Origin of the sequence: Paenibacillus whitsoniae (genome assembly GCF_003955665.1) — a bacterium.
GTDB lineage: Bacteria > Bacillota > Bacilli > Paenibacillales > NBRC-103111 > Paenibacillus_E > Paenibacillus_E whitsoniae.
This window is the reverse complement of sequence record NZ_RXHU01000050.1, coordinates 43,342-60,637: the sequence shown is the minus strand read 5'-3', so window position 1 is coordinate 60,637 and position 17,296 is coordinate 43,342. Positions and strand designations below refer to the sequence as shown.

At 54.2% G+C, this 17,296-nt stretch carries 16 protein-coding genes; 4 read left to right on the top strand and 12 right to left on the bottom strand.

Translation table 11 applies throughout. The annotated features are described in order from the left end of the window. Positions 1–102: 102 nt before the first annotated feature. Positions 103–2,712: a winged helix-turn-helix domain-containing protein gene (locus tag EJQ19_RS17370; protein WP_126142507.1), complete on the top strand. Its 2,610-nt coding sequence runs from the start codon at positions 103–105 to the stop codon at positions 2,710–2,712. A 19-nt stretch (positions 2,713–2,731) separates the two neighbouring features. On the opposite strand, the gene EJQ19_RS17365 is transcribed toward EJQ19_RS17370, so the two are convergent. The 3 genes from EJQ19_RS17365 to EJQ19_RS17355 form a co-directional block, all read right to left on the bottom strand. Beyond that, positions 2,732–3,199, bottom strand: coding sequence for a phage tail protein (locus EJQ19_RS17365; RefSeq protein ID WP_126142506.1), 468 nt, complete (start codon positions 3,197–3,199; stop codon positions 2,732–2,734). Between the two features lie 28 nt (positions 3,200–3,227). Next, positions 3,228–3,707, bottom strand: coding sequence for a GyrI-like domain-containing protein (locus tag EJQ19_RS17360; protein WP_126142505.1), 480 nt, complete (start codon positions 3,705–3,707; stop codon positions 3,228–3,230). 119 nt (positions 3,708–3,826) lie between these two features. Beyond that, a complete protein-coding gene (locus tag EJQ19_RS17355; RefSeq protein WP_126142504.1) occupies positions 3,827–4,249 on the bottom strand; it encodes a DoxX family protein in 423 nt (140 codons plus the stop codon). A gap of 111 nt (positions 4,250–4,360) precedes the next feature. Here EJQ19_RS17355 and EJQ19_RS17350 point away from each other — a divergent pair, with 111 nt between their 5' ends. Further along, on the top strand, positions 4,361–5,323 hold the full coding sequence (locus tag EJQ19_RS17350) for a helix-turn-helix transcriptional regulator (RefSeq protein WP_126142503.1): 963 nt from the start codon (positions 4,361–4,363) through the stop codon (positions 5,321–5,323). A gap of 106 nt (positions 5,324–5,429) precedes the next feature. Here the strand turns inward: EJQ19_RS17350 and EJQ19_RS17345 are convergent, their stop codons facing one another. The 5 genes from EJQ19_RS17345 to EJQ19_RS17325 all read right to left on the bottom strand — a co-directional run bounded on the left by EJQ19_RS17345 (position 5,430) and on the right by EJQ19_RS17325 (position 9,772). Then, the gene (locus EJQ19_RS17345) at positions 5,430–5,951 is read right to left on the bottom strand and encodes a DinB family protein (RefSeq protein ID WP_126142502.1); all 522 of its coding nucleotides are present in this window, start codon (positions 5,949–5,951) and stop codon (positions 5,430–5,432) included. A gap of 95 nt (positions 5,952–6,046) precedes the next feature. After that, complete coding sequence (locus EJQ19_RS17340; protein WP_126142501.1) at positions 6,047–7,018, bottom strand: helix-turn-helix transcriptional regulator; 972 nt, start codon at positions 7,016–7,018, stop codon at positions 6,047–6,049. Positions 7,019–7,067: 49 nt separating this feature from the next. Further along, positions 7,068–7,541, bottom strand: a complete 474-nt coding sequence (locus tag EJQ19_RS17335) for a hypothetical protein (protein ID WP_126142500.1) — start codon at positions 7,539–7,541, stop codon at positions 7,068–7,070. 304 nt (positions 7,542–7,845) lie between these two features. Next, positions 7,846–8,721: an N-carbamoylputrescine amidase gene (gene aguB / locus EJQ19_RS17330; protein WP_126142499.1), complete on the bottom strand. Its 876-nt coding sequence runs from the start codon at positions 8,719–8,721 to the stop codon at positions 7,846–7,848. Positions 8,722–8,728: 7 nt separating this feature from the next. After that, entirely contained in the window at positions 8,729–9,772 is a 1,044-nt protein-coding gene (locus tag EJQ19_RS17325; protein ID WP_126142498.1) for an agmatine deiminase family protein, read from the bottom strand. 237 nt (positions 9,773–10,009) lie between these two features. On the opposite strand from EJQ19_RS17325, the gene EJQ19_RS17320 reads away from it, so the two are divergent. Next, a complete protein-coding gene (locus EJQ19_RS17320; RefSeq protein ID WP_126142497.1) occupies positions 10,010–10,645 on the top strand; it encodes an FMN-dependent NADH-azoreductase in 636 nt (211 codons plus the stop codon). A gap of 30 nt (positions 10,646–10,675) precedes the next feature. Here the strand turns inward: EJQ19_RS17320 and EJQ19_RS17315 are convergent, their stop codons facing one another. Beyond that, complete coding sequence (locus EJQ19_RS17315; RefSeq protein WP_338143337.1) at positions 10,676–12,196, bottom strand: beta/alpha barrel domain-containing protein; 1,521 nt, start codon at positions 12,194–12,196, stop codon at positions 10,676–10,678. Between the two features lie 616 nt (positions 12,197–12,812). On the opposite strand from EJQ19_RS17315, the gene hmpA reads away from it, so the two are divergent. After that, positions 12,813–14,027: an NO-inducible flavohemoprotein gene (hmpA, locus tag EJQ19_RS17310; protein WP_126142495.1), complete on the top strand. Its 1,215-nt coding sequence runs from the start codon at positions 12,813–12,815 to the stop codon at positions 14,025–14,027. A 553-nt stretch (positions 14,028–14,580) separates the two neighbouring features. Here the strand turns inward: hmpA and EJQ19_RS17305 are convergent. The 3 genes from EJQ19_RS17305 to EJQ19_RS17295 all read right to left on the bottom strand — a co-directional run bounded on the left by EJQ19_RS17305 (position 14,581) and on the right by EJQ19_RS17295 (position 17,290). Further along, the gene (locus EJQ19_RS17305) at positions 14,581–15,084 is read right to left on the bottom strand and encodes a Crp/Fnr family transcriptional regulator (protein ID WP_126142494.1); all 504 of its coding nucleotides are present in this window, start codon (positions 15,082–15,084) and stop codon (positions 14,581–14,583) included. A gap of 442 nt (positions 15,085–15,526) precedes the next feature. Then, on the bottom strand, positions 15,527–16,099 hold the full coding sequence (locus tag EJQ19_RS17300) for an HPP family protein (protein WP_126142493.1): 573 nt from the start codon (positions 16,097–16,099) through the stop codon (positions 15,527–15,529). Positions 16,100–16,105: 6 nt separating this feature from the next. Next, on the bottom strand, positions 16,106–17,290 hold the full coding sequence (locus tag EJQ19_RS17295) for an ROK family transcriptional regulator (protein ID WP_126142492.1): 1,185 nt from the start codon (positions 17,288–17,290) through the stop codon (positions 16,106–16,108). Positions 17,291–17,296: the final 6 nt, after the last annotated feature.

Below are 17,296 nucleotides of genomic sequence, written 5' to 3'. Positions count from 1 at the left end.
CACGATTGACGAATGTTAACTTCGCACTACTTTTTTCGTATAATAAAGCCATACAAACAAAATCAAACTAGCGAACGAAATTTCGCGATTGGGGAGGATTTCATGATCAGCCAACCGGCCCCCATCTTGTTAAAAGCCAAAACCACCTATCCCGCGCTGAAAGAGACCCTGGTTAAAAGGGGGAGGCTCCTAACAGCCATTACCGCGGGATTGCAAGGCCGGCTCACCCTCGTCTGCGCGCCGGCCGGCTTTGGGAAAACAACGCTGCTTTCACAGTGGGCACACAGCCAGCCGCAAGCTCCGGCTTGGCTGTCTCTCGATGAGCTGGATAACGATCTTGTCCGATTTTGGCGGTACGTGGTTCATGCGCTTACAGCCATCGTCCCGGAAACGGCCGCTCAGCGGATTGCATCTCTGATCGAAGCTTTGCCAAACGTATCCATCAGCACCTTCCTGGATGCCCTCTTGAATGAGATGTACGTCCTTCCAGAAACAGCGGTGCTGATTCTGGACGATTACCAACGGATACGGAACGAGCACATCCATAGCAGCCTTTCCTATTTCATCGACTATTTGCCGCAGCAGCTGCACGTCCTCATCGCCAGTCGGAACGAGCTCCCTTTTCCCACTGTCCATTGGTTGGCACGCGAGGAATACAGCTGCATTGACGTGTCTCAGCTTCAGTTCACCTCGCAAGAGACTACGTTATTTTTCCAGGCAATGTCTAGTCCGGGGCTGTCCCCCGATCAAATCGAACAATTGACGCTGCGGACAGAGGGCTGGGTGACCGCCTTAAAATTAATTTTATTGAACCTTCGTGCCGGGACTCAGGTTTCTGACTATGTACTGGGGTTTAGCGGAAATTACCGGGACATCGCGGATTATTTATTCCATGAGGTCGTGTCCAAGCTGCCTGCGGACATTTACCAATTTCTCCTTCAAACCGCAAGCCTCCATCGCATGGATGCCATCCTCTGTCATGCCGTCACGCAGGAAACGAACAGTGCACAGCTCCTGGAACAACTCAAAAGCTTAAACCTGTTTCTGGTGCCCCTTGACGAACAGAATAACTGGTTCCGCTACCATCACCTATTCGCGCAATACCTGCAAGAACTCGTGCAAAAAAAACACCCTGCGCTTTGGTACCGTGCCAATCGGCTGGCAAGCACGTGTCTGGCTGCCCGCGGATTTATGGAGGAAGCGATTCATCATGCCATTGCGGCTGAAGATTTCGAGCTGATGCAAGCTCATTTGGAGCGGCATCTGCCGACGGTGCTGAACAAAGGAGAACTGTCGACGCTGCTGCACTGGTTCCAATGCATGCCTGCGGAAACAGAGATGTCCCCTGAACTGGCTCTCTTCTATGCCTTCGTTCTCGTCCTGACCGGACAGCTGGGACAAGCCGAGCAGGAGCTGGAACACATTGAGCGAATCAGCACGACGATGGAGCAAACGGAGCGATGGGCGCAGCTGCAAAGCGGCATCCTCTTTGTAAGATCCAACCTAGTGTTTTTAAACGGGGATTTTGACAGGTGGTTCGCATTTGCGGAAGGCATCCTGGATCGGATCCTGCCGGCGAATCCAACCTATTACAATTTTAACTATAATACGACCGAACCTCTGGTAAGACGCACCGCTATTGGTCTCAAAGGCGCCCTCTCACGGGATACCGAAACGATCGGCAACCTGTTCATGGGTGTCCTGGAATCCCACGGATGGCAGGAATCGCTCCTTAATTTGTACGTCAAACAGTCGCTATACGAGGGCTACTACGAGTGGAACAGGTTAGAGCAATGCCGCGAGCTCTTCCCGGCTCTCAAGCGAGCGGCCATGAGCCATCAAATTCCCGGGCTGCTGATTCCGCTCTGCCTGATTGAAGCCCGTATCCATCTCGCCGAAGGTCGAAGCCGACTGGCCCATGATGTCATCGATGAGACGCTGCTGGCCTGCAAGAAGTTGGATACACACTGGATCGATGTGCTGCGAGCATGCAAGGTTCGCTTGTATGTGCAGGACGGGCAGATTTCGCAGGCAAAAAAAGAACTGGCGCATCTCGGCCTGACCGTCAAAGACAAGCCTACGTTCAATAAAGAGTTTGAATTCATTACACTCTGTCGCTTCTTAGGAAAACAGCGCAAAGAGACCGAAGCGCTCCGGCTGTTGGAGCAGTTGTGGCCTCAGTCTGAACGGGAGCAGCTCTATTCAAGTCTCGTAGAAATTGCGATCCTGCAGGCTTTGTTGGAAGCTCAGCGAGGACAGCGAAGCGCCGCCCTGCAGTATGTTCACAAGGCGCTGGTCATCGGTGAGCCATTCGGTTATATCCGGAGCTTCCTCGATGAGGGAGCGGCTATGGCCGAGCTGTTGTCCGCCTATCTAAGCAGCAGCGACACGGAACTCAGCTCTTCGAGCGGCGTATCCGAGGCGTACGTCCGCATGCTGCTGGCGCTATTTCCAAAAGTGTCCAAGCCGTATACGACACCTGATCCCGTCACGGCCGAAGCACTGACCAGGAGAGAAAGCGATCTCTTGCGCTTGATCCAACAAGGCGCGTCGAATAAGCAAATGGCCGCGGCTCTCTCTTTATCGGAGGGAACCGTACGGATCTATCTTTCTCGCCTGTACGAGAAACTCGGCGTCTCCTCGCGCACCCAGGCCTTGGTTGCCGCACAGGATTTGAATTTGTTGAAAAATATCCCGCTAATGCCTGATTGATGCATTAACGGGATAAATTTTAATATTCTCCTTTAATGACGAAGTACGAACCTCGAATGGTCCCCGCCAGCTTGGACTTCTGTCTGGCAAATTTGAACTTCTTTTCTTCCAATTCCTTAGGTATTTCCATCCCTTCGGATAGCTTAAACCCTACGGCCCGCTTCTTAGGATCATCCACGGTATACAAGACGTTGACCGCGAGACCGTCCTCATAAAAGACGAAGGCCCAATTGATATTTTCCACTTGAAAACGCGATGTTTCCAAAGGTTGCGCCGCAAACGCAATACCACGCTCTTCTTTCAAAACTCGATTCACGTAATCGAGCGTTTCCTGGCTCTCACTGGCGGGTACGACCGTAAATTCGTGCTTGTATTTGTTCATAAAATAACGGGCTTCATTCGCGCGCAATCCAGCCAGCGCTTCCGCTACGGGCGAAGATTCCAGACCAACCGTGGATACATGGTTAAAATCAACGATCAAGGACATTCCACATTCCTCCTACAGGCTATTTTCGTTACTTCGTCACAACCGGAATCCACATTTCACCATAGACAGAGCCCTCTCGCTGTCCCATCTCAACCGTTGCATTGGGCCCGCCAACATAGGCGTAACGATCAGCTGCCGGCAAGACTTGACCAAAAGCAATGCCAGTAAGTACACTGCTCAACTCATCAGCCGTCCTCCCCTCACCTTTTACGACGAGGTATTGTCCCTTAGGGAACTGGATTAATCTATGTTCTTCCTTTACCGAAGCATCTGTCATGACGCCAGCATAATACATCATCTTGTGATTGACCGCTTCGTTTACAGCAAAGATATAGTCGTTCGCAGCAATAGCCTTTAACGTGTCAAGTCTTCCATCCTGCTCCACGGACCTCCAGAAGCTTTCCTTCTCCTTGTTTATACCGGCATAATCCGTGTAATCGCTTTTTAGCTCCGTTCCAATGCCAAGAACAATAAAGCTGTCTTTTTCCTCAAAAGTATAGGTTGCCATCATTCAATCTCCTTTTTTTGATTGTCAATTGATGTGTAGATTTACTTGGTAGATTCATCATAACCATAAATGATATCAAAATCTGATACTATTTAAAAGGCGACTTCCTGGTACTCCCATTAGAGCTTGCGGCTTTTCGGACGCAGCGCCCAGGAGGCGATGCCAAGCGCGGCATAGAACAGCGGAAGAAGCACGTTGAATCCGCCGGCGCCATAGTCATGAGCGAATATATGAGACAGAGCCGCCCCCGTCATTAGAAAAAAGATACCGCTATAAGCCCATTCCTTAAGTCTGGGGAACCCTGGCATTACGATTGCAATGACGCCGAGCAACTTCCAAGCTCCGAGTATATTCGTGACATATAACGGGAATCCAATATGGGTTACTAGATCCACATTGCCGCCATATCGAAGCAATTGCCCGATCCCGCTTAATGTAATCGAGATCGCGAGAATGATCGTGACGGTCCAATAAGCGGCTATCCTTCCAGTGGGGCGGGTTCCGACTTTTTCAATTTTTGCATGATCGGTAATCGTACTCATATCCATTTCTCCTTTGATTTTTAGATGTGATCAAGTCATTTTGTTTTTCAACTTGATGAGTTTATAATAATCTTAAATCATGTCAAAATATGATACTGTTTAGAGGACCCGATGAAAAAAGTAGAACGGATTAATATCATCATGCGGTATATCAATAACCGCGCCCATTTTACCATTACGGAAATCATGCAAGAGTTTAACATTTCCCGTTCCACGGCGATTAGAGATATCAGGGAAATTGAAGCAATGGGAATGCCTCTTGTCGCCGAGGTCGGGAGGGACGGGGGTTACTTTGTGATGAACAACTCCGTCTTGCCCACCGTCCGCTTTACCGACAATGAGATCAAGGCTCTTTTTATCGCCTTCATGGCTACACGCAATCTGCAGCTCCCTTATCTCAAGAGCCGCCATTCATTAGCGGAAAAATTGCTTGGTCTCATCTCTCAAAACCAGCAGGATGATCTTGTGCTGTTAAATCAAATCCTGCTCTTCGAAGGGACTAATCCCCACAATCCTGACCTGCTTGATCTATCGGATTTGCCCCATCCTATGTTGGAACAATTCATTCAACTCCTTCTTGTCGACCGCTATTTGGTCGTTTCCGTCGAAGAAGGAAGAGAAGTTAAGTCTTATCCCATCTATCTCGTGCACCTCTATCGGGAAAAAAGCTCTTGGCAAATGGAGGCCTTCGATCTGGTGGAGGAGAAGCGGCGGATTATTCCAGTCGACTATCTCACCGGTGTCCAACCCTATCCCGAGAAAAAAAGAATAAGCAGGAAGAAGATTGCCGAACAACTCAGCAAACAGGAGGAAGCCCTCAACCTGGTCCTCGAACTTGGACCCAAGGCGATTGCTCAGTTCAAGAAGTACCATCCATTAAAAATCACAATTTCATACACGAATCCTTATCAAACTACGGCTATTTTAAAAACTTTCGTCGATGTTCATCGTTCGGATGAATTGGCCGAAATCACAAATTGGCTGCTTTTCTTAGGTGAGGATATTAAGATCAGGGAAATACCGACAGAAGTTATAGAGGGATTTCAGGCGAGAATGGATAGGTTAATGAACTAATACAAACGATGGGCAGATAGAAGGAAAGGCACCCGACCGGGTGCCTTCCTTGTGATACTTGTCGTTCTTTCTAGCGATGATGATACAACCCCATCCAAACTCCCGGCTACTTCTCCCCCTGCCGCCGCTCCACCATATAAAACATATAATCCGTCGGAACGCCGGCATACCCCTGCTGCCTCAGTATGGCAGTCACTTGGCCCCGGTGATACGTGCCGTGGTTGACCACATGCCGCAAAATCTCGGAGAACTGCGTATCGAGACTGCCGTACAGCGGATGATGGATGGTCATCGCTTTATCCGGATCGGGTGTCCGCCGCAGCAAATCTCGAAACTGTTCCGCAACGTCTGCGAACAATTGCCGTATTTCGTCCACGGATTTGTTTTGCGCCTCCTCCGCCCAGCCTGTCATCCGCGCATAAATCTCTTCGTTCGGAACTTCCGCGAGCACGGCCATGAAGAGCTTTTCGAACCGGTAGATGTGGGCGAACGTTTGCGCTACGGATGAAAACACACTCGTCACTTCCGCATGGAAAACTTCTTCCGGCAGTTGTGCCAGATGAGCGAACAATTGCTCGTTCGCCCAAACATGATAATCGTACATGCGATATGGTTGTTGCTGTAACATGAAATACCTCACCCTTCTTGGATACATCGTTTGATGGCTTCAGCCTTGGCTCTAGCATAGACCAGGTTCGCTGACAAACGCTGTCAGTAAAGTTTTTAATTCCTATCGTCTTTGTAATGTGCGGCGATTTCGTGGGCCATTTCCTGAACGCGGCGCTTCAGTTCCAGTGGCTCTCGAATGCGAATCGCTGTGCCGAACGTGAGCAAATACACGGGAAGGTACTTGTTCATCGTCGGCACGTCGAGGAGAAATTGCGCCTCCCGATCCGTCCGCTCCTTTAAGTAGTTACGCAGGTGCCAGTGGGCGCAAACTGCGTTCAGCGTGTCAGGCTCACCCTCGATGCGGATGAGCGCAAGCGGCCCCGCCGCTTCTCTTCCCTGCTCGGACTGATCGCGAAAATAAGCGGAGGCGGAGAAGCCCTCAGGCTTGTCAAACCGCGCATCCGTCGACGTGAGCTCCGCGATACGGTCTACGCGGAACGTCCGCACCGCCTGTGTCCGATGGCACCATGCGACCGCATACCATTCGTTGCGGTCGTACGCCAGCCCGTACGGATCGATGTCGCGTTCATCGCGCTGCTCGGCATTCGCCTTGCGATAGGCGATGCGAACCGATCGGCCCTCCTTCTCCGCCTGCTCCAGATCGCGCAGCAGCGGAACGACAGAGGGCGGCCGCGCCGGCGCAATCACATCCAGTCCGCTCGTCTGGCGGGACAGATCATCGCGCTGCTCTTCCTGCAGCCCGTTCTCCACCTTTTTCAACGCGCTTTCCAGCTCCTCCGTGTACGGATAACCCGCGCCTTGTGCAAATTTAAACGCGTCCACCAACGCTTTCAGCTCGATCGCGTTGAAGAACAGCGGCGTCTCCTTGAAGCTCTCGAGGATGCGGATGCCGCCGTCATGTCCCGATTCCGCGACGACCGGTACGCCGCTGGCGCATAAAGCATCGATATACCGATACACGGTGCGGACGCTGATCTCCAAACTGTCCGCGATATGCGCGGCGGTCAGCTTCCTGCCCGATCGCAGCATCCACAGCATGGACAGCATGTTATCCCATTTGGCCATCGGACTTGCCCTCATTTCTCGCTAAATTAATGCTTACGTATGTACTCGTCTATTGAGTGGAATTGCTCCACACAAGCTCAGTCGTACCCGCCGGTTTCTCGGCCATTACCTTGCCGTCACCGCCCATGGTATCCACGATTTCCTCAATCTTCAACGTATATGTCTCAAGCGACTGCTGCCACTCCCGCTCTCCGTAGGAAGCTGCCGCATGACTTAACACCCGATCGATGAGCTCCTTCATTCTCGCTTCCGTTACCTTGGAATGGTCCCACCCAATCCCCACTTTAATAAGATGCTCGTTTCCGTTACCCGCAACGCCGATTCGTGTAATCCCCGGCTCTTGATTCAATTCATTCAGATTGGTTGAGATCACATTCGTTACATGCATGTATTCACTCATGTTGTTACTTCCCCTATGCTGCGACACCACAAGCAAGATCGCCGTAAACAAGACCGCTTGCAGACCAGCCACATACATATCCCGCCTCCAAGTTGTCTTCGCCCACCAACTAAACAAACGCATCACTAGAAAACTCCCGACGAAAAAACACCCCAGCGGAATTAGAAATTTGAGCAATGCACGCACTCCCCTTCCATTTTCCAGTATACAATATTTTTCCATATTGAGGAGCATCGGCAAGTTCAGGTGCTTCTTACGCAACGCAAAAAAGGCCGCTCACCCGAGCAGCCCTCCTAGCGCAACGCATCCAAACGCGGTCAACATCACGCCCGAGATGCGGTTAATTCATACCAACCCAGCGCCGCCCAAACGGTCGCACAGCAAGCCAACACCTACGCTCAACGCCAGCCACACAGGAGCGGCTGCATTACAGCTTCCGCTCGCCGTCGTACGTCGCAATCGCCCCGTACAAGTCCGGACGGCGGTCGCGGAAAATCCCCCACTCGATCCGCTGCACTTCCAGCTGATCGAGGTCGAACGAGGCTACGAGCACAGTCTCCTCGTCGCGCCCCGCTTCTTCAATCAGATTACCCTGCGGGCCGGCAATAAACGAAGATCCGTAGAAGTTGATGGAAGAATCCTCATCTTCCTCACGACCGATCCGGTTCGACGCAATCACCGGGATCAGGTTTTGCGCAGCGTGGCCGCGCATGCACATTTGCCAGTGATCCTTGGAATCGATCGAGCCGTCCTGCGGCTCCGAGCCGATCGCTGTCGGGTAGAACAGCAGCTCCGCCCCCATCAACGCCATGCAGCGCGCCGCTTCCGGGTACCACTGATCCCAGCAGACGCCGACGCCGATTTTGGCATAGCGCGTCTTCCATACCTTGAACCCCGTATCCCCCGGGTTAAAATAAAATTTTTCCTCATACCCCGGACCGTCCGGGATGTGGCTTTTGCGATACAGACCGAGCACCGAACCGTCAGCGTCGATCACGGCAAGCGAGTTGTAGCGCGCGTAGTTCTTTTTCTCATAAAAAGAAATCGGCAGCACTACCTGAAGCTCTTTCGCAATCTCGCGGAAATGCGCAACCGCCTTGTTGTTCTCAAGCTCCGTCGCGTAGCGGTAGTAGTCGGATTTTTCTTTTTGGCAGAAGTACGGCGTTTCGAACAGCTCTTGAATCAAAATCACTTGCGCGCCCTTCGCGGCCGCCTCGCGAACCAATTTCTCCGCCTTGCGGATATTCTCGTCGATATTGTCTGAACAGCTCATTTGCGTCGCGGCTACAGTTACGTTTCTCATGCCCCAATCATCCTTTCTTGCTGGCCGGCATTTGCTGCGTCGTGCAGTGCACATTGCCGCCTTCTTTAATAATCGCCATTCCGTCAATTGTGCGAATCCGGCGATCCGGGAACGCCGCCTGCAATACGTCGATCGCCTTGCGGTCGGTTTCCGCCGCCGCGCCGCCAAACACCGGCAAAATAATACCGCCGTTCACAAAATAGAAGTTCAAATAGCTCAGCGTGAGCCGCTGCTCTTCAAAGAAAGCAATCGGCGGCTGCTCGATTTGGATAATCTCGAAAGAACGCCCCTTCGCGTCCGTCGCCGCGCGGAGAATCTCCAAATTCTCCTGCGTAATCGCATGGTTTGCGTCCGAAGGGTCATGACAAACTTGCAAAATAATTTTGCCTGGCGCCGCGAAGCAGGCGATGTTGTCTACGTGGCCGTCCGTTTCGTCACCGTCGAGGCCTTTGTTCAGCCAGATGATTTTGTCCACGTTCACAAACTCGCGCACATGCGCTTCAATCTGCTCCCGACTCAGCTCCGGATTACGGTTCGTGTTCAGCAGGCACTCTTCCGTCGTCAACAGCGTACCTTCGCCATCGACATGAATCGAGCCGCCCTCCATCACCAGTGGAGCGTCAAAACGGCGAACGCCGTATGTCTCCGTAATTTGCGGAGCGACGTTGTCGTCCAGATCCCAAGGCGCGTATTTGCCGCCCCAGGCGTTGAATTTCCAATTCACAGCCGCAATTTCTCCGGCTTCATTCAGTAGGAATGTCGGGCCATTGTCACGGAACCACGCATCGTTGTGAGGAATTTCCAAGTAGGAGACGTCGCCCGCCTCGCCGACCAACGTTTTAACCGCCGCGGCATCCACAGGGTTTACAATGACCGTCACCGGCTCAAATTCCGCGATCGCCTTCACAAGCTCTGCATAGCCCTGCGACACCGCCGCGTGATCCTCCGGATACACCATGGAAGCCTGCACTGGCCAGGATATAAAAGTACGTTCATGCGCAGTCCATTCGGCCGGCATGTGGTAGCCTAACGTTTTTGGATTCGTCGTCATTATCATCACTCGCTTTATATAAAATGATTGCATTATCTTAAGAGCCGCGGCTCGTCCGTTCTGCAAAGATTGACCGTCTACCATCATATCGCAAAAACCGCTTAGGCTCAATGCATGAACGTTTACAAAATAGCATGAATTTGCATGGGGCACAGCCCTCTTTTACCAGCATATTTAGGACGGGTTTAAAGAACATTAATAGCGTAATTCTACTATTAACCCGGAAGGACGATGACCTTGGCTACTGTTCTGTACATTACCGCGCATCCGCATGACCACACGACTTCTTATAGTATGGCTGTCGGCAAAGCTTTTATCGACGCTTACCGCGAAGCGCATCCTAGCGATGAAGTCGTTCCGATCGACCTTTACAGCGTATCCGTTCCGCACATTGACGCCGATGTGTTCAGTGGATGGGGCAAGCTGCGCGGCGGCCAGGACTTTTCGTCACTGACGCCTGAGGAGAGCTCCAAAGTCGGTCGGATCAACGAGCTCGTGGAACAATTTGTCGCCGCGGATAAATACGTGTTCGTGACCCCGATGTGGAACTTCTCGTTCCCGCCTGTGATGAAGGCGTATCTGGATGCCTTGTGCGTAGCCGGCAAAACGTTCAAATATACCGAGTCCGGCCCTGTCGGCCTCCTGTCCGGCAAAAAAGCGCTACACATCCAAGCGCGCGGCGGCGTCTACTCCGAGGGTCCTGCGGCCGCGATGGAGTCCGGTCATCGTTATATTACGATTATTATGGGCTTTTTCGGCATCACTGACGTTCAGGGTGTCTTTGTCGAAGGCCACAACCAGTTCCCGGATAAAAAGGAACAGATCAAAGCCGACGCCATCAAACATGCGCAGGATGTGGCGAAAAGCTTCTAAATGGCGGACTGTAATAAGAAATCCCGAGGGCTATACGCCTTCGGGATTTTTGTGTCGGCCGACCAAATAAGGATAGGTGAGATACAGGCCGGCTATGTAAAGAAGCAGCGCCGCGTAGACCGGCAATAGATGGACGAAATCCGTATACCCGATATGAAAATGAACAAGCAAGCCCGAGGCAAAACCGGGAATGCCTCCCCACAGAAATGTGTGCCAAAGCCAGCCCTCCCCTTGATTCACACCCCACAGCGCCGATGCTGTGAGGGCGACTGCCAACGAGAACAAGGCGCCGCCAAAGCCTGCGCGGTCATGCGCGATCAGCGGGATGACTTTGTCGCTCCAGGCTGTAAGTTCAGCGCTCGTCAGGCCTAAATATGTTAGGTCGGTTGAAACGAACACATCCGTAATTCCGACAAAGCAGATCGTTAAACCGCCGATGCCTAAACCAAAACCCATTACCACCCAGCAGCATTGCCCCCATTGTGCCCTCAGCCAGATTCGATCGTTTCGTACGCCGGGCGGTTTGCGGGAAGGGAGGTCTTTTAACCCTCGCAAGGTGAGAAGCAGCATCGGAAGTAAGACCGCGGCAGCACCTGCATGAAGCGGATCCAAATAGCCGTACCCCAGGTAGAGAAAAAAGCTGCTAAATCCAACGACGCAGGAGGAAATGACGGCTGTTCTTGCCCAATGAAGACCATAGCGCAAGCCATGTTTGGCCAGTTGATGATAAAAGATGCCGATTGAGATCATGGTACCCGCCAACGTAATCCGGTCATGGGACATGAAATGAAGCAGATGTCCTTTGAAACGGAGGATCTCGCTGCGTGATTTCTCGAGGAACGCCTCGTCATAGGGAAGCAGCACGCTGGTCATGGCAATGAGCCAAGCCAGGATGCCGCCTACGATCATGCCGAGGCCGAGCAGGCACATCCACCCCCAATTGGCCCAGAAGGATGGGGATGGGGGGAGTTGGCCTTGCGGCTGGCTTGGCTGCATGTGGGCGCTGGATGAAGTGATGCGGCTATGGACGATGGCCTCATTGATCCGCTTGGGCAGCCCCGGCCCCGCGTAGACCAAGCCGCTGTGCAGCAGAACGGTGCTCGCTCCAGCTTCCAGCAGCGCCATCGCGTCCTGCGGCTCATGCACAGCCGCGCCCGCGACGATGGCGGGGCCGGGGCCGAGCGCTTGGCGCAGCGCTCGGACTTTATGAAGCTCCACGCCGAGCGCCGCGGAGCCGCCGGCGACGCGTTCGCGCCGCGAGCCCGGCTCCGGCTGCGCGTCGCCCAGGACAACACCGTCGAAGCTGCGCACGGTGTCGTCCTCGTGCCGCAGCTCCTCTAGCGAGATTGGCTGCGGGAGATAGAGCAGCACCGGCTTGCCGGGGGCGGCGGTGCTGATTAGGCGGCGTACCTCGGCCAGGTACGCCGTGGTTTCGTTGGAGGGCCAGCCTTCAGCAAGGCCATCCACGAAAAACCCCGCCGCATAGGGCGCCAGCTTGGCGAGCAGCTCCTGCTGCTCTTCCAGCGCCGCCTGCGGCGAGCTCCCCGGCATCGGCCGGAGCCGCACGAAGTGCGGCAGGCGATGCCTCGTGCCCTTGCGCAGACGCGCGGCGATCGCGTCTGCGCCGGGGTTTTCGTAGCCATCGGGGTACACGATGGCTTCCTCCTCCACCGCGCGCTCGATGGGCGCGGTGCTCACGACTGGCCGGACCGTCACAGGTCCGAGCTCGATGTAGCCGAAGCCGAACTGCGCGAGCGCTCGGTGGGCGGTGCCTTGGGGGTCGAGCTTGCCGCTCAAGCCGACCGGACAAGCGAGGGGAACGCCGGCAAGCTCGCTCTCCATGAGCGGCGACAGTTCCATATGCCCCATCGTGCGGATGACAAACGTCCCGCCGGGAAGGCGACTGAGGCCTCCGATCGCCTGCAGCGTGAGGTCCCTCGCCAATCTGCCCGGAAGCCGGAATAATAGCGGCTTAAATAGCGTATGATACGACCAGTCCGGCATAAGACGCCTCCTTTTTCCCCTAATAGTTCCAGTATACTAGGTGGGCCGCCCGCGGCACAGTCACAGTTTGTTCCGATTTCGTGTGATTCCAATCACAAGGTGTGAAGCTCGGGTTCGGTATACTGAAGCCATGAACCAAACCCAAGGAAAAGAGGCGATTTACATGTTATCCGAACAAACCATCCGTGTGATCAAATCCACCGTTCCGGTGTTGGAAGTGCACGGCGAGACGATTACGAAACGCTTTTACCAACGATTGTTTGCTGCTCATCCGGAGCTGCTCAACATATTCAATCACGCGAATCAAAAACAAGGACGTCAGCAAGCCGCGCTCGCCAATGCCGTCTATGCCGCGGCGCTGCATATCGACCGTTTGGAAGCGATCCTGCCGGCGGTGAAGCAGATTGCCCACAAACACCGCAGCTTAGGGATCAAACCTGAGCATTATCCGATCGTTGGTGAGAACCTTCTCGGGGCGATCAAAGATGTCCTCGGCGATGCCGCGACAGACGAAATTCTTGGTGCATGGGCAGATGCTTACGGCGTGATCGCGGGAGCTTTTATCGGCGTAGAAGCGGGAATGTATAAGGAAGCGGCAGAAGCGCCCGGGGGTTGGGCGGACTTCCGTCCGTTCGTTATCTCGCGAAAGGAGCAGGAGAGCGACGTGATCACGTCCTTCTATTTGCGGCCGCAGGATGGCGGGCCGATCGCGGATTTTGAGCCGGGGCAGTACGTTTCCCTGCGCTTTCAAATCCCTGGCGAGACGAACACACACATTCGTCAATACAGCTTGTCGCATGCGCCAGGACAATCGTTCTACCGTATTTCCGTGAAACGGGAAAATACCCGTGATGACGTGCCGGCGGGCAAGGTGTCTGTCTACTTGCACGAGCAATTGCAAGAAGGCGACGTCGTGGAGTTGTCCGCGCCGGCGGGGGATTTTACACTGGACTTGCAGGACACGCGTCCCGTGACGTTGATCAGCGGCGGCGTAGGGCTGACGCCAATGGTGAGCATGCTGCACACACTGGTTGCGAAACAGCCTGAGCGCGCCGTGACGTTCCTCCACGCGGCGCTGGATGGCCGGCATCACGCCCTGCGTGCTGAGGTGGAAGCCGTCGCGGCGGCGAATCCGCAGGTGAACGTGGCGTGGTGCTATGCCCAACCTACGGAAGAGGACCGTGCGGCAGGCGCTTTTGACAAGGAAGGCTATATCGACCTGCCTTGGATTCAAAGCCTTGTCCCTGGACGGGACGGCAGCTTTTACTTCTGCGGCCCGGTACCGTTCATGCAAGCGGTGAACGCCGCCTTGACGGCTTGGGGCGTGCCGGAAGCGGATCGCCGGTATGAGTTTTTTGGTCCGAAAGGCACTTTGTAGCACGATTGCTCTCATAATCATAGAAGCTTGTTCGAAAAATTCCTGCGAAACGGCAGGAATTTTTCATTTTTTTAGCCGAATGAAGGAAATGCCTGCAGATAAGCAGGTTTTTTCCTATTTCCAAGCCATTCTAGCCCCATTCGGGATAAAAACCTGCCAAATCGCAGGCATTTCGCGAAATCGAAGAAGATAAGCTGAAATTCCTGCATAATCGCAGTTTTTGGCGCCTGCCGATTCCATTCCAGCCCAAAAGTAGGCATGAAATTGCGCTCTATGGTTCGGGGGAACGATGGGGTTCACTAGCTTGCTTGTTCGTTGACGTACTCGTACTGCGCTTCCGTTCCGATTATGGCTAGTTAGGCCGGGGATCGGCTCTTTGGATAGGGAACGAGGGGGTTGACTAGCTTGCTTGTTCGTTGGAGAGACTTGTGCTGCGCCTCCGTTACAATTTCCACTAGTTAGGCCGGGGATCGGCTCTTCTGTGGGGAACGACGGGGTTGCGCAGCTTGCTTGTTCGTTGAAATGCTCATGCTTCGCTTCCGTTACGGTTACGCTACTTCCTCCCGCTCTCGCGCAGCAAGCGATTCACAGTCTCCCGGCGCAGCCCGATAAACTGACCGATCTCCTCCTGCGTCAGCACGTCGGTCAGTTTCAGATCACCGATGTACTGCCGGAACCAGCTCTCCAACTTTTGGAGCTTTGCCGCAGGGGCTACGGCGGTCAGCTGGTCGATGCGCTGCTGCATCATGCGCAGCTTGTCCTGCAACTGCCGTGCGATCGCGCGGTACTGCGCGGGATCGCCCTCCAGCTCCGCGTACCACTGCGCGGCGGGGAGCAATTGGATGTCGCACGCGACGAGTGCGATAGCCGTGCCGTGATACGCCCCCGGCGAGATCAGCGAATGGTGGGGAATCGTCTCCCCGGGCACGATCAGATTCACCAGATGCGTGTTCCCGTCCTCCTGGATGCGCACGATTTTGAGCAAGCCGGATTCCAGCTTGTACAGCGGCCCTGTTTCCCCTTGGCGGAACAAGGTTTCTCCTTTATGCAGCCTCATCGTAACCTGCCCCCCTCCTTCTTTCGACATGCAGCCTGGCCGGCCGCGCGACAGCTTGCTAAAACCACGAGATGGAATTTCTCCATCTCATTTTGCCATTTTCCCGCAGTTGGCATGCTTCAACTGGAATTTCTCCCGTTTATTCAGGCCGAATCGCCTGATTTCAGCGCATTCCCTTCATATTAACTGGAGGTTTTCCAGTTCAGACTCGCCATTCCTCCATTCGGAGCGGAATGAGCTGGAGGTTTTCCAGTTCGCACCGCGCCCCCTGTTGCCATCTCCACCATAGTCCAGCTCCATGGCCGCCATTGCCTTGCTATCACAATCGCCTTGTCCTAACCTCATACGCAGCTCACTTACCCGTTTCTTACATCACCGCAGCTCACCGCATTCCGGCATAATAAAAAGCGTCAGCCGCAGGCTGATCGCTTTTTCCATCAAACTATACTTCTTTCTGTACAGACTCGTAACCGCCGCGCAGAGACGAAAGCCGCTGCGTAACGGATGCATACCACCCGGAACGCTCCACTCTGCCAATCAGCCACATCGACAGCATCAAACCGCACAGCGATACGAACACCGCAATCGGCAGCACCCATATCGAAACGGGATGAGCAAAGAAGGGGACAAAGGAAACCGCCAGAATCGGCGCTGCATTCCATTTGAAAAACTGAATCAACGTAATTGTCACCAGCGCCGTCAGGAAGAACGAAATCGCCCCGTGACTAATCGAATAAAACACACTACCCATCGTCACAGCAATCAAAGCGCCGAAGATGATGAGGCGAATCTCTTTAATTTTATGCACGCGATGCATGAACAGAAAACTGAATGCCCCGAGCGTCGGATAAAACACCATCTTCATTGATGGGAAGTGATAGGAGGCCCAATAAGCTCCCATCAAGTAGCAGCATACAACAAGTGAACGCAGAAGCATCGTTGGTTCCCGTCCTTTTTTATCAAACTCTACCCATTCTACAAAACGACCAACGTTCAGGTCAATGGAAATTTTCAATCATTTTCATGCTTCTACGGTCACCGTCGTCGAGGCAAAAAACTTCGCCACCGCAAAAGACGCCGCTCCGAGCACCGTCGAACGGTCGCCAAGCCCCGAGAATTCCACGCGAAGTCCCGCACGCGGATGCGGCAGCGAACGCCGCTCGACTGCTTCGAGCAGAGGCTTCATCAGCCACTTTTCCCCTTTGGCCAGACGTCCGCCGAGAATAATATACGAAGGATTGTACGCGTTGATGATGTTGACGACGCCTACCCCCAGATAGTAGCCCAACCGCTCAAAAAGCCGAATGACCGCCGCCTCGCCATCCGCCGCCCGCGCAAGCAGCCCGTCCAAGTCCATCGCTGATGCCGAATCTCCGCCCAGTTCTGCTCGCGCCTGATCAAGCAGCGCCTGCTCCGAGGCGTACAGCTCCCAGCAGCCCAGACTGCCGCAGCGGCACTGCGGCCCGTCATGCTGAATCGAGATATGCCCGATCTCGCCCGAGAACCCCGTCGCCCCGCGGTACAACTCCCCGCGAATAATCATCCCGGCGCCGATCCCCATGCCGATTGACACATAGACGAGATGCGCCGTGTCCTTGCCTGCGCCGAATTGCTTTTCTCCGACCGCGCCGGCATTCGCCTCATTGTCGATCGTAACGGGCAGCCCGAACTCCGCCTCCAGCTCGGCTTGCAGCGGTACATTCTCCCAACCGAGATTCGGTGCGAACAGCAGCCGTCCCTCCTCATCGCAAATCCCCGGCACGCCGAGGCCGATCCCGATGACGCTGTAGACGCTCTGCGGCGCACTCTCCACCAGTTCGCGAATCACCGCCTTCAACTGAGCGATCACAGCGTCCACCGACGCATTATCATGCTGCACGCGCAGCTCCCGCACAATCGCGCCGTTCAAATCCGTCAGCACGGCCAGTATATCGTGCACGCCCAGATCGACCCCGATCGCATACCCCGCCGTCCCTTTAAAAAGCAGCATCATCGGCTTCCGCCCGCCGCTCGACTCGCCCGCGCCGATCTCCTCTACGAGGCTGCTCTCCAGCAGTTCATTCACCAGGCTCGACACCGTCGCCTTCGTCAGCCCCGTCACCTCCGCGATCCGCGCGCGAGAGATCGGAGAGTCCGTGCGGATGTGGTTCAGCACGATCGTTTTATTGATTTTTTTCACCAGATTCAAATCGCCAGTCTGTTTCATAATGCC

Coding starts and splice junctions, on each gene's coding strand:
- EJQ19_RS17370 (WP_126142507.1), top strand. CDS start 103: ATGATCAGCCAACCGGCCCCCATCTTGTTAAAAGCCAAAACCACCTAT.
- EJQ19_RS17365 (WP_126142506.1), bottom strand. CDS start 3,199: ATGTCCTTGATCGTTGATTTTAACCATGTATCCACGGTTGGTCTGGAA.
- EJQ19_RS17360 (WP_126142505.1), bottom strand. CDS start 3,707: ATGGCAACCTATACTTTTGAGGAAAAAGACAGCTTTATTGTTCTTGGC.
- EJQ19_RS17355 (WP_126142504.1), bottom strand. CDS start 4,249: ATGAGTACGATTACCGATCATGCAAAAATTGAAAAAGTCGGAACCCGC.
- EJQ19_RS17350 (WP_126142503.1), top strand. CDS start 4,361: ATGAAAAAAGTAGAACGGATTAATATCATCATGCGGTATATCAATAAC.
- EJQ19_RS17345 (WP_126142502.1), bottom strand. CDS start 5,951: ATGTTACAGCAACAACCATATCGCATGTACGATTATCATGTTTGGGCG.
- EJQ19_RS17340 (WP_126142501.1), bottom strand. CDS start 7,018: ATGGCCAAATGGGATAACATGCTGTCCATGCTGTGGATGCTGCGATCG.
- EJQ19_RS17335 (WP_126142500.1), bottom strand. CDS start 7,541: ATGCGTTTGTTTAGTTGGTGGGCGAAGACAACTTGGAGGCGGGATATG.
- aguB (WP_126142499.1), bottom strand. CDS start 8,721: ATGAGAAACGTAACTGTAGCCGCGACGCAAATGAGCTGTTCAGACAAT.
- EJQ19_RS17325 (WP_126142498.1), bottom strand. CDS start 9,772: ATGACGACGAATCCAAAAACGTTAGGCTACCACATGCCGGCCGAATGG.
- EJQ19_RS17315 (WP_338143337.1), bottom strand. CDS start 12,196: ATGCCGGGGAGCTCGCCGCAGGCGGCGCTGGAAGAGCAGCAGGAGCTG.
- hmpA (WP_126142495.1), top strand. CDS start 12,813: ATGTTATCCGAACAAACCATCCGTGTGATCAAATCCACCGTTCCGGTG.
- EJQ19_RS17305 (WP_126142494.1), bottom strand. CDS start 15,084: ATGAGGCTGCATAAAGGAGAAACCTTGTTCCGCCAAGGGGAAACAGGG.
- EJQ19_RS17295 (WP_126142492.1), bottom strand. CDS start 17,290: ATGAAACAGACTGGCGATTTGAATCTGGTGAAAAAAATCAATAAAACG.